The organism is Sporosarcina luteola (assembly GCF_023715245.1).
Lineage (GTDB): Bacteria > Bacillota > Bacilli > Bacillales_A > Planococcaceae > Sporosarcina > Sporosarcina luteola_C.
Genome location: NZ_JAMBNV010000001.1, coordinates 1,030,063 through 1,042,120, shown reverse-complemented (window position 1 = coordinate 1,042,120; position 12,058 = coordinate 1,030,063). Strand labels below are relative to the sequence as shown.

Below are 12,058 nucleotides of genomic sequence, written 5' to 3'. Positions count from 1 at the left end.
TCATCGCTTTACTACGTTAAAGTTATAACGTACTATAAATCTATTTTTCTCATTTGTCAACTGATAGGAGGATTTTTTTATGTTTGATTACCATATGCATAGTTCATTTTCGGGAGATTGTAATGTTGATATGGAGGAGATGGTGAAAGGGGCAATTGCAAAAGGCCTTTCTGAAATCTGTTTCACGGAACATATCGATTATGATTATCCCGATGATTCGATTGAGTTTGATTTTGATAAAAGGAAATATGGTGAGCGGATTGATGAATTGCGCAAGCGGTATAATGGGAAGATCCACATCAAGAAGGGCGTCGAGATTGGTGTACAGCCGCATTTATTGAACCGCTATGATGAGATGCTGAAAGCGGAGTCGTTTGATTTCATCATTTGTTCGATGCATACTGTCGAGCGGAAAGGCTTGCATTATGGGGATCTTTTCAAGGGGATTACCGTAGAGGACGCTTCATTGAAGTATTTCAATGAATTGCTGCATTGCGTAAAAAACTTTACGAACTATTCCATTTTAGGACATGTTGATTTGATCAAACGGTATGCGCCGGAAGTCATCGATAATGATTTCCATGATGTGCTGCGTGAAATATTTAGCGTGATCATCCCTGCTGGAAAAGGGATCGAGTTGAATACGTCCGGTGTCCGTTATGGACTGCCGAACGGGTTGCCGAGTGATGATGTGTTGAAGCTGTATAAGGAATGCGGCGGGGAAATCATTACGCTTGGGTCTGATGCGCATAAGCCGGAAGACATCGCTTTCGATTTCAAGGAGTCGCTGGAGCTGTTGCGGTCGATCGGTTTTGATTATATTGCAACGTTTGAAGGATTGAAACCGACTTTCCATTCGATTGATACACTTTAATCAGAAATCACCCGTATGGAGTGCTTTAGGCGGAGTGACGGCGATTGATTTAGGCGCGGAACCACGGGCTATAAGCGCAATACAGCGGTCTTTGAGCGCGATACCATGGTCTATGAGCACGGAACCACATTCTTTGAGAACAAAACAGCCCGCTTTGGACGCGGGCTGTCTGCTATTTCATTTCCCAACAACAACTGTCTTGATTAGTGCGAGACGTTCCCTTATGTGGTGCTTCGCTTCCACTGACTTCGGTGTCTTCGCAGGCAATGCGTCTGTCTCGAGATCCATGCTATCCGCAATCATCCTTGCTCTCGCCAAATGAAAATCGCTTGTGATGATTGTGACTGCTTCGACATCATCCGGCAGGAGTCTTTTTGAATAAAGTACGTTTTCATACGTCGATGTCGACTCGGTTTCAAGCAACAGTCGTTCTTCCGCCACACCTCTTTCCACCAGGAATCTTCGCATCGCTTCCCCTTCTGCAATATCTTCATCTGGACCTTGGCCCCCTGACAATATGAATTTCACGTCAGGATATTCTTCCGCGTAGGAGAGCGCTTCTTCCAATCGATAGCGCAAAGTGAGTGACGGCGTCTCCCCATTGACTTTAGCACCGAGGATGATGGCATATTCCAACGTGCCATCCGCCAACGGCTCCATTCCATCAGTCATCCACTTGCCCAACAACAGCCAAGTTCCTAAGCCGAACAGCACTGCCGCAATACCGATTGTCATCCCCAACCTCTTTGTTTTCTTCACTTGATCACCTATTCAAATCAGTTTTAGTATATGAGATGTCGGGGTGAAAAATGGCTGATTCCGTCACGTCAGCTGTTCCACTTCAATTCCCCGCTCCTTCAGCAACGTTGGATAAAACGGATCGTCACCGATCGAATAGACACGGTCGCACACATTCGTAATTTCATCCATGTCATGCGATGTATACAGAATCATTTTGCCTTCCTTTTTGGCAAGGTTCAGCAAATAGCTGCCGATTTCCGTTTTTGATTTCAAATCGATGCCGACTGTCGGTTCATCCAATAAAAGAAGAATTGGGTCATGCAATAAGCTGATCGCCAAATTGAGCTTGCGCTTCATCCCTCCAGATAGAGAATGGACTGGTTCCTTCCACTGGGTTAATTGCATATCGAGACAAAGTTTCCTGCATTCTTCCGGCGATCTCTTTTTCCATGAAAGCCTTTCGAAAAAACGCATATTCTCTTCGACCGTATACTCCTCCCACACAGAAATATCTTGGGGCACATAACCGATGATCTTACGTAATTGCTTGAAATCATCCTCATACCGCTTACCATCTAAACGCAATTCGCCAGCGGTAGGTTCCATTGCCGTTGCCAAAATTTGCAATAATGTCGATTTTCCGGCACCGTTCTCTCCGACTAGCCCGACAATTTCCCCTTCATTCATTTGAAATGAAACATCTTTCAATACGCTTTTCCGTTTATACCGTTTTTGGACACCTTCCACTTCAAGCAATCCGTTTTCCCCCTTTCACCATCCAAGCAACCAGCATTAGAAGTAACAACATGAGCCACACGACCGGAATCGTCGTCGTCATCAATGAGCGCACCGGACTGATGATTTCAACCCACTGCCACCTTCGGGAGAAGGCATCGAGCGGCACGACGGCGCCACCAGTGACTGTCAATAGTAGAGCCGCGGCAATCCCCGTCAGGTAATACATGAACAATTGCTGATACACAATCGCCAGCAAAAATGCGAGGAGATTCAGTGTCATCCTGAATGCGAGCATCGGGAGGATCAAAGACAACGTAACCTGCTCCTGTAAAACAAATTGGAACACTAGTAAAGTGAGACCATCCGACAATAACGTCAATAATGAATACAAGCCTAACATCCGCACAGCATGGCTTTTAAACGACTTAGATGTATACAGCCATCTCACTTGCATAGAAGGTCGGCTTTCCTTGATCATCCAATCGAACAGGAAAAAGGCGGAGATGATTGTGAAAAACGCCCAAACCGCCCTGCTATTCAATAGTTCCAGCGGCTTTTCCTCGGCCTGTCCTGCTTGCTTGCCGTATGAAAAGTTCGTTCGAAGTAGGCCTTCATTCCGTTGCTTCTCTTCGCTTCTTCGGATAACCTCATCATAATCCCATTTATCTTCCATGCCATAGTCAAGCAACATCTGTTTGATGACTGTTGCCGCTTTCGACCTCGAAATATCCTGCTGAGCAAGTGACATGACAGTTTCGGAAATTGCCGGATATGCGAAGGAGCGATTGGAGGAATACGCTTCAATTAACCTGTTCCTCTTATTCGCCAGCACGGATTCGCCGTACCCTTCCCGAATGACGAAAGCACTGTCGAGTTCATGCTGCTTCAACTTATGTAGCGCATCGTCAAGCTCCATATAATGGACAGATAACATGTCATTTTTCTCAATTTCATGTGCCAATTGCTTTGCCAATGGAGATGAATCTTCAACAATAAGCGCAATCGGCACCTTCGCTTCTTCCTGCAAAGCACCGAATGTGTTCATTACGAAAACCGTCAACAGGATCGGCATGAGCATCCAGAAGCCGACACCTTTCCATTCCTTTTTCAATCTGAAAAATTGAGCAGGCAACCGATTCATTGCCTCCACCTCTCTTTCAAGCTGAACGATATCCATAAGACTAGAGATGCACTAAACGAATAGATAACCAAGGCTGTGTAATTTGCATAATTCCGGCCTTCCAGCACTAGATCCATCATCCACCGAAGGGCAATCGGTGAAAATAAATAGGAGAGAAGATTTTGGAACGACTGTGGAAAATACAATGTCGGAATCAATGCACCGCTTACTAGAACAGCGCTAAAAACGAAGATGCATTGCAAAAACAGCACAATCTTCTTTCCTGGTATCCATATGCCGATCAGTGCAATGCCACTTAGCAAAATGAATGCATACAACAATCCAAATAACCCGAATCGCATCATGTCCACCGCGTAGAATTCAATTTGCAGCAAATTAATCAATATGAAAAAAGTGAATCCAGCGAGCAGTGAACTAACGAATAAGGAGACGATCAGCCTCCCTGCCACCCGCTGGCCAACGCTGACGCCGAATAGTTTCATTCTTGTGGCCATCGACTTCGACTCAACATCAACCAGCGCGATGTAAAATGATAACAGCCAGACAGAAAAGACGATGAACCAACCCGATAACATAAAATAATTCATTGGCGACGATGTTGCCGAGTTCTTCAATACTTCTTCATCCAACAGTTTATCCTTGCCTAATGTAAAGAGAGTGAAATCGACGAATTGCTCAAACATCATCTCCATCCGCTCTTCGCGAGGCATCGGAGTCTCCTTTGCATAGTCATTAATCACCAAGATATTCGCTTGTGCGGCAGCAATGTATCTGGCCAAACTATCGACTAGCTGTTTCGCAATGAAGCTGTCGATTGGTCTGGATGGGTTTCCTACCATAGGAATTGTCACCGATTCACCCTCGTACAGATCGGCAGTGAAATTTTTCGGCAATGAAAAAAAAGTGCTAATTTCATTTTTGCTAATTAATTGCTCTGCTTCCTCTCTTGACGCTGGAAAAATTTCTATGTAATTTTTCCCGCTTGCCATCTCCGTCAACAACGAGCTGATCAGCTTCGATTCCTTCGTTTGATCCTCATCAATCAATGCAACGCGAATCGGAGAGTTTTCGGCGGGAATGAGTAAACCTGCAGCGAGTCCAACCAACAATCCGATCAAAAAAACTGGAAATAGAAAAAGAAGAAGAAGGGTCGCCCGCTTCTTCTTCAGCTGTTTCAAGTTTTCATTCGTGAAAAATAATATATTTCGTATCGATATCAAACAGCCCACTTCCATTCATCAGAAGTTTTCAAGCTCACTTTGGAGGTCGCCCATAAGTTCTGTAACCCACTCCTCAAACTCTCGAGCCAACTCATCTCCAAGGTCATCCAATTCGTCACTGCTCATCTTACCGACATCTACAGTGTTTTTGGATTCATCCGGCATCTCCACTTTTTTCACGATTTTCCCTTCCTGTTTCAAGCGAAGGTAAATGTCAGATGTGGAAATGGCTCCGGATGGGTCGATGATTGTGAACTCGTGATCCGCCTTCATCGAATCTTTTTCATGAGCCGCAGTTCCGCTCCAAACGAGTTTAGGGGCAAAATCCCCATCGGATACGGAGATTTCACGGTTGAATGTGCGGTCTTTTCCATCCAGCTCTTCTTTCCCTTTATACGTAATGGAAACATCTTCTGCGTTGATCGTAATCGTATCATCCGACTTTCCATCTTTCCACGTCAAGTCACCTTTGAAATTGACGTCTACATCTTCCTGCATTTGAGGGTCGGTGCCAGTGAATGAATAATCCCATTTCTGTCCTGACTTCTCCAATAATTGGACACCTTCAAATTTCAATGCAGCGATTTTATCTTTGGATTCCCCGATCGACATGGCGAATTCCCGCTTTACAATGCTGTTCGACTTATGCCAGATCTTCGATTCGATTCCATTTGGGATGTGCAAACCATTGACTTCTTTGATGGCTTCTTCCATTGACTCCTCAAAATCATCAATCAACTCTGTGAGTTTTTGATCGGAAACATCATCAGTCATTGTAGAAATAGCAATTTGTTCTTTTAAAAGCGCCTTCAATTTTTCATCATTACGCGCTTTCTTGAAAAGATCCACTAGAAGGGACTTTACTTGTTCTTCGGAAAGTTTCATTACCACTTTTTCAGTTTTCATCTTCTCACCGAAAACATCAATCTCTTCTTTTTCACTAGTGAACGCATCTTCAGGCAGCTCATGATAGAGGAATTCCATGTACTCCTCTTTTACGTATTTCTGGAATTCACCGTCCATCGAAAATTGCTCCTCAAACAGGCGGGATAGCCCAAGCTTCTCCGGCCCTTCGTAAAATGCGTCAGTTTCCCTCATCATTTTCCCGAAGTCCTCATCCATGAAAAACAACAGTTTTTCCGTAAATGGCAATGCCGCCATCATTTTTTCAGGTGTAAAATACAATGTCGCGAATTCCGTTGAAATAGAGCCGAATTTCCCGCTGAAATTCATTTCCCATTCCTTTTCCACAGGATCCTTCACTTGCTTCATGGAGAATGTGGTGTTATTGAGAATCCTCTGCATTTCGACCATATCATATCCCGCGCTCGGATCATCCCATTCTGCAGATAGATCATATGTAGTTTCAACCGGCTTTGCCTTTTGGACATTCAGCCAATCTACCTCATTTTTATAACGCTCTTCGAAAAGGTCTCCGACTTGAGTGAACGTCTTTGTTTCGGCCAACAAGTATTTGACTTTTGGTGATTTGTTAAATAAAAAGAAAGCGGAAACGGCTCCAGCACCAATTACTAGTACGGCTGTCAACACGACAATCAATAGTACGGGCGATTTCCTCTTTGCTTTCGTTTCTTGAACATTCTCCACTGAATTTCCTCCCCATCAAAAATATCTTCAAAGATTGGTAATCTCATACAAATTTTACTACAACAAAAGGATAAATGTTCCTTATTTCGTAAATTGATTAGTAATATCTAGTCAGCAAGTTTAGTAGTTATTTACTACTCATTAAAAAGCCTTCTGCATTTTTCTGCAGAAGGCTTGGTACATCAGTTCTTCACTTTTTGCTTTTTATTCACTGAGCTATGGACCTCTGTTGGCAGACCCCATAATTGTATGAAGCCAACAGCTGCCGATTGGTCGAATTCGTCATCTGACGTATACGTCGCCAATTTTTCGTCGTAAAGGGAGTTCGCTGATTTTCTGCCTTCGACGATTGCATGCCCTTTGAATAATTTCACACGGACAACCCCATTGACGTATTGCTGCGTCTCTTTGACGAATGCTTCCAACGCATTTCGCAATGGCGAGAACCATAAGCCGTTATAGATCAGTTCACTGAGCTTTTGTGAAACGAGAGGCTTGAAGTGGGCGACATCTTTTACGAGCGTGATATCTTCCAATTCCTTATGCGCTTTCAGCAATGTGACAGCACCTGGACATTCATACACTTCACGTGATTTGATGCCGACGAGACGGTTTTCGACGTGGTCAATTCTTCCAACACCGTGCTTTCCAGCAACTTCATTCAACTTCAAAATCAGTTCACTCAATGGGTATTGTTTACCGTCAATACTAACCGGAACCCCTTTTTCAAATTCGATTTCAATGACATCCGGTTTATCTGGTGCTTCTTCAATCGATACTGTCAAACCGAATGCCTCTTCAGGCGGCGCCGCCCATGGGTCTTCCAGAATGCCGCATTCATTGCTTCGGCCCCATAAATTCTGGTCGATGGAATAAGGGCTGTCTAGATCAATTGGAATCGGGATATTCTTCTCTTTCGCGTAAGCGATCTCCTCTTCACGCGACCAACTCCATTCACGGACAGGTGCAATGACTTCTAGTGACGGGTCAAGTGCTTTGATTGCCACTTCGAAACGCACCTGGTCATTCCCTTTCCCCGTACAGCCATGGGCTACCGCAGTCGCATTTTCCTTATGCGCCACTTCGACAAGCTTCTTGGAAATCAAAGGACGGGAAAGCGCCGATACGAGAGGATATTTGTCTTCGTAATATGTGCGAGCCTGTAAAGCAAGCAATGCATACTCCTGCGCAAACTCCTCTTTCGCATCGATGACATAACTGTTTACCGCACCGACTTGCAGCGCTTTCTGTTGGATGAAGTGCAAGTCTTTCCCTTCACCGACATCCAAGCAGCAAGCAACCACATCATACCCTTTATCCGTCAACCACTGTACTGCCACCGAAGTATCTAGACCACCAGAATACGCTAAAATGACTTTTTTATTTCCCATACATTTATCCTCCTCTATAAATCACTCTGTATCTTTATTCATCTTTATGTATTTTTATAATACCACATATAATTTGAATATCAATAGATTTGAATGAAAAATTAATTTCCGGAATGAAAAAAACTACCTCACATTCTGTTGTAAGGTAGTTTCTACTAATCATCTTATTCCGTGTGCCACCATCGCATCTGCAACTTTCAGGAAGCCTGCAATGTTGGCGCCCATGACAAGATTGCCCGGTTTTCCAAACCGTTCAGCAGCGTCTTTGCAACTTGTATAGATGTTTTCCATGACCGTTTTCAGGCGCATGTCTACTTCTTCTTCCGTCCAAGCAAGGCGCATGCTGTTTTGCGACATTTCCATTGCAGAAACAGCTACTCCTCCTGCATTAGCTGCTTTTGCGGGGGCAAAAAGGATGTTGTTTTCGAGAAAAATATCAATCGCTTCAATATTGCACGGCATATTAGCGCCTTCACCTAGCGCTTTCAGTCCGTTAGCAATGAGCATATGTGCTGCAATTTCATCGATTTCATTTTGCGTTGCGCAAGGAAGTGCGATATCGCATGGAATCGACCAGATTGCCGAACAATCGTCATGGTACTCTGCGTCCGGATGCTCTTTCGTGTATTCCCAAATCCGTTTGTTTTCCACTTCTTTCAACTGCTTCACAGTGTCGAGATTAATGCCGTTTTTATCATAGATATAGCCGGCAGAGTCGCTGCATGCGATGACTTTCGCTCCAAGTTGTTGGGCCTTTTCAATAGCATACGTTGATACATTTCCAGATCCCGAGACAACGACCGTGCTATCTTTGAAGGAAAGCCCGTTTTCATTCAACATCTCTTCGACGAAATAGACGGTGCCGTACCCCGTCGCTTCTTTTCTTCCAAGCGAACCGCCATGTTTCGGATCCTTTCCCGTCAGGACTCCCGCCTCGTAACCGCCTTTCAACCGGTTATACTGACCAAACATATAGCCGATTTCCCGTTTGCCGACACCGATATCTCCCGCAGGCACGTCAATGTCGGGGCCAATATGCTTGCTTAACTCGGTCATGAAGCTTTGCGTGAAACGCATGATTTCCCTCTCGGATTTCCCTTTCGGATCAAAATCGGAGCCGCCTTTTCCTGCGCCGATCGACTGTCCTGTCAGCGCATTTTTGAAAATTTGTTCAAACGCCAGGAACTTCATAATGCTATTGTTCACGGAAGGATGGAAGCGGATGCCGCCTTTATATGGACCGAGGTCGCTGTTGAATTGCACGCGATATCCACGGTTGACATGAACTTTCCCTTTGTCGTCTTCCCAAGCGACACGGAAAGAAATGATCCGCTCAGGCTCAGTAATACGTTCAAGGATTCCATTCCGAATGTATTCAGGATGTTGGGCAAAGACAGGTCGAAGTGAATCGAAAATTTCCCTCGTCGCTTGCAAAAATTCCTTTTCATCCGGATTTCTTTTCTTCACCAACTCATATACTTCATGGACGTAGTCATTCGCCCGGCTACGGTTGTTTCGGGAGTTCTCCATATTTGTCATTAGCCTCATCCTTTCTCAATAAATCGCGAAGAAAACATTGTATGGTGTCTATCGATATCCTGAAAATTAATATTTCAAAATCGTTTCTTCGTTTTATCAAGTATTACTGAAATCATGAATATATACAACATCTTTTTCTGTTTACTGTTGTCCATCCTAGTATTATGTGTCAATTTACGTAATTCTGTCGAAATTCGTCGCACGAAAAGAAAATCATTTACATATTTCTGAACATAGATTATTAGTAGGCTTATGAAGAGCCCAGTTACTTGCGATTTGGAAAACAACTACAAAGAGAAAGAGGAGATGGTTTATGAAATTCAGCAAAATACTGCGCACCATTATAGGAGCCAATTTAGTGATTGTAATGGCTTTCGCATTCCTACCTGCTCTGTTGATCAATCCGGATGTAGACATTTTCCAAAGCGTAATAAATTATATTTCAAAAGAATAACAGTTTCCCATCAAATGAACCATATGTGCAAATTGCACATATGGTTCATTTTGAATTATCGCTTTCGGACTGTGAAATTGTCAGTGAGTAGCAGCCAATTTTGGGGGAATGCTAATCCTAGCTTCCAATACATTATTCCACGTAAGTTAAATTCCTTTATCAAGTTGAATTTAGCTTGGATGCTGCGTGCATCTTCGAACCAGACGTCATGACGCACGCCATTACTATCCCAATAAAGGAAAAACGGCGCTTGGGCAGTGGCATCATACTGGATATTCGCATTTTGGCTAATAGCTAGATTGATCGCCTGCTGTGGACTAAGGGCTTTTGCCGCAATTCCCGTTTCGGGCGGGTACGGGAATGTCCAGTCATAGCCGTATAAATTTTGGCCTAGGAAAATCTTTTCCCGTGGAATTTGGCTGACTGCGAATTCAACAACTCGACGCACTTGATTAATTGGGCTCACCGGCTGCGGGTCACTATATGAATATCCCCATTCATACGTCATCAATGTGACAAAATCACATATTTCCCCGTGTGCTTTGAAGTCAATGCCGCCATAAACCCCTGTCAGAGCGGGACTCGATTTAGGAGGCAGTGCACTGGATAACGTTAAACCGGCCGGATGGAAGCGTGCACGCGCATTTCTCAGAAATGTATTATACAATTCCCTATCCGCTGGCCTAATAAATTCAAAATCAAAATGAATGTCACTAAAACCGAACCTTTTCGCGGTTTGAACAATATTTTCGAATAATCGGTTCTGTACCGTTTGATTTGTAAAGAAGATATTTGCCAGATCCCCACTGAATGCGAAATTCTCCAAGTTGCTGATGACCATCGCATTCAAAGTCCCTGCTTGTGCGGCAATCTCTGGAATATCATCTATCGGGGGTGCCTTCAATGATCCATCCCGTTGTGCTTCATAGCTGAACATCCCTAAATACGTCAAATCTTCTACTCTGTTCCGCACTTCCTGAACGATTACATCAAGTATCGCTTCCCTCGGTTCCACATAAAGAAAAACATCAATGACCGGTTTCCTTCTTTGAGGAAGAGTCAACCGTTGGCCTATATGCAAAATGCTGTTTTGTGAAATGCCATTGACCCTGGCTAGCTCTTCCACTGTCGTTCCATACAATCGGGAAATGACATACAATGATTGTCCAGGCAGCACCCAATGATAACTACCGGATATTGGAATGACGAGAGCTTGCCCAACAACAATACGGGCAGGATTAGTCAACTCATTCGCCTGAGCGATTTCCTCGTAAGGGATTCCATAAGTTTGCCCGATTCCATATAAACTTTGCCCTTGTTGCACGACATGTATCAGCAATTTTGATCCACTTCCTTTCGTTGACAAAATGTCCTTTATCCCATGCTATTTTTAAAGGCAAGGGATTATGCGCGTTTAGAAATTTTTACACGCATACACCGTCTCTTTGAAGCCATACTACTGACGATTGAAAATCATCTACAAAAGGAGGAAATCTATTTTGACGCAAAATCAATTCGGTGAAACACATCAAAATATGCACACAGGAACAGTCCCGCCACAGATGAACCATGGAGGACATGAGGTTTTCGATGTTCATGAAGTTCTTTCTGGCGCTATCGCCTCATTAAACCAGGCAATGATCTTACGCCCCCATGTTAAAGATCCCGAGTTGCTCGATATTTTGGATAGGCAATACCGTTTCACTTTGGATGAATACAATATAACAGTGGAATGTTTCAAGACAGGCATGGATCCTTCCCATCCGACTAGCAGCTACAAAATGAAGCAGGGAAATGATTTTGTTTACGGAATGAAGCCGTCGCAGCCGAAGAAACCTATGCAAAATGCGAACGAGATTAATGATGAAATGATTTCCGGCTTTCTTCTTGGATCTGCTAAAACAAATGCCAGTGCAAAAACAATGGCTGCTCTAGAATCGACAAACCCGGTCGTCAGACGTGTATTGGCAGATTCAGTTCCGAACTGCATTGAGATGGCGTATGAGCTGTCGATTTATCAAAACAAACATCATTATTACCAAGTTCCTCAGCTTGCCCAACAGGATATGCAGTCGATTTTAAATGCCTTTGCAACAGTAGGTCAGCCAGGTATGCCGAATAATACGGTCCAATAAGGAAAAGCTGCCTTGACGCAATGTCAAGGCAGCTTTTTTCATTAAGCAATGTTGTGATACACTGTTGATTTTCGCTGTAGACGGACGCTTTCCAATCGAACAGCGTAGAGTTCGATTTGCCGTATTTCCGCGTACTTTGCGGAAATTAAGGCAGCCTGCTCGGTGCTACCAACGCGGTCGCTTTTGGTCGCAAAAGCCGTTCTTCGTGACGCCTTTC

Annotated in this window: 10 protein-coding genes; 2 read left to right on the top strand and 8 right to left on the bottom strand. The window is 43.9% G+C overall.

Features of this window, described 5'->3' with window-relative positions; translation table 11 throughout:
- Positions 1-79 precede the first annotated feature (79 nt).
- Positions 80-874 (top strand): histidinol-phosphatase HisJ family protein, encoded by a 795-nt coding sequence (locus M3152_RS04800; RefSeq protein ID WP_251694057.1) that lies wholly within the window; start codon positions 80-82, stop codon positions 872-874.
- Positions 875-1,051: 177 nt separating this feature from the next.
- On the opposite strand, the gene M3152_RS04795 is transcribed toward M3152_RS04800, so the two are convergent.
- The 8 genes from M3152_RS04795 to M3152_RS04760 all read right to left on the bottom strand — a co-directional run bounded on the left by M3152_RS04795 (position 1,052) and on the right by M3152_RS04760 (position 11,045).
- On the bottom strand, positions 1,052-1,609 hold the full coding sequence (locus M3152_RS04795) for a YdcF family protein (RefSeq protein ID WP_251694056.1): 558 nt from the start codon (positions 1,607-1,609) through the stop codon (positions 1,052-1,054).
- Between the two features lie 87 nt (positions 1,610-1,696).
- On the bottom strand, positions 1,697-2,362 hold the full coding sequence (locus M3152_RS04790; protein WP_353056615.1) for an ABC transporter ATP-binding protein: 666 nt from the start codon (positions 2,360-2,362) through the stop codon (positions 1,697-1,699).
- A 1-nt stretch (position 2,363) separates the two neighbouring features.
- Positions 2,364-3,494, bottom strand: coding sequence for an ABC transporter permease (locus M3152_RS04785; protein ID WP_251694054.1), 1,131 nt, complete (start codon positions 3,492-3,494; stop codon positions 2,364-2,366).
- A complete protein-coding gene (locus M3152_RS04780; RefSeq protein ID WP_251694053.1) occupies positions 3,491-4,714 on the bottom strand; it encodes an ABC transporter permease in 1,224 nt (407 codons plus the stop codon). The genes M3152_RS04785 and M3152_RS04780 overlap by 4 nt, the downstream gene beginning before the upstream one ends.
- An 18-nt stretch (positions 4,715-4,732) precedes the next feature.
- On the bottom strand, positions 4,733-6,322 hold the full coding sequence (locus M3152_RS04775) for a DUF6583 family protein (RefSeq protein ID WP_251694052.1): 1,590 nt from the start codon (positions 6,320-6,322) through the stop codon (positions 4,733-4,735).
- 182 nt (positions 6,323-6,504) lie between these two features.
- A complete protein-coding gene (locus tag M3152_RS04770) occupies positions 6,505-7,713 on the bottom strand; it encodes an argininosuccinate synthase (protein WP_251694051.1) in 1,209 nt (402 codons plus the stop codon).
- Positions 7,714-7,872: 159 nt separating this feature from the next.
- Positions 7,873-9,252: an NADP-specific glutamate dehydrogenase gene (gene gdhA, locus M3152_RS04765; protein WP_410055849.1), complete on the bottom strand. Its 1,380-nt coding sequence runs from the start codon at positions 9,250-9,252 to the stop codon at positions 7,873-7,875.
- 509 nt (positions 9,253-9,761) lie between these two features.
- A complete protein-coding gene (locus M3152_RS04760) occupies positions 9,762-11,045 on the bottom strand; it encodes a LysM peptidoglycan-binding domain-containing protein (protein WP_251694049.1) in 1,284 nt (427 codons plus the stop codon).
- Positions 11,046-11,205: 160 nt separating this feature from the next.
- Between M3152_RS04760 and M3152_RS04755 the strand changes: the two genes are divergently transcribed.
- Positions 11,206-11,841: a spore coat protein gene (locus M3152_RS04755; protein ID WP_251694048.1), complete on the top strand. Its 636-nt coding sequence runs from the start codon at positions 11,206-11,208 to the stop codon at positions 11,839-11,841.
- Positions 11,842-12,058 lie beyond the last annotated feature (217 nt).

Excerpts from the sequence above, each read along its gene's own strand:
- M3152_RS04785 (WP_251694054.1), bottom strand. The coding sequence starts at position 3,494 with ATGAATCGGTTGCCTGCTCAATTTTTCAGATTGAAAAAGGAATGGAAA.
- gdhA (WP_410055849.1), bottom strand. The coding sequence starts at position 9,252 with ATGACAAATATGGAGAACTCCCGAAACAACCGTAGCCGGGCGAATGAC.
- M3152_RS04800 (WP_251694057.1), top strand. The coding sequence starts at position 80 with ATGTTTGATTACCATATGCATAGTTCATTTTCGGGAGATTGTAATGTT.
- M3152_RS04795 (WP_251694056.1), bottom strand. The coding sequence starts at position 1,609 with ATGACAATCGGTATTGCGGCAGTGCTGTTCGGCTTAGGAACTTGGCTG.
- M3152_RS04770 (WP_251694051.1), bottom strand. The coding sequence starts at position 7,713 with ATGGGAAATAAAAAAGTCATTTTAGCGTATTCTGGTGGTCTAGATACT.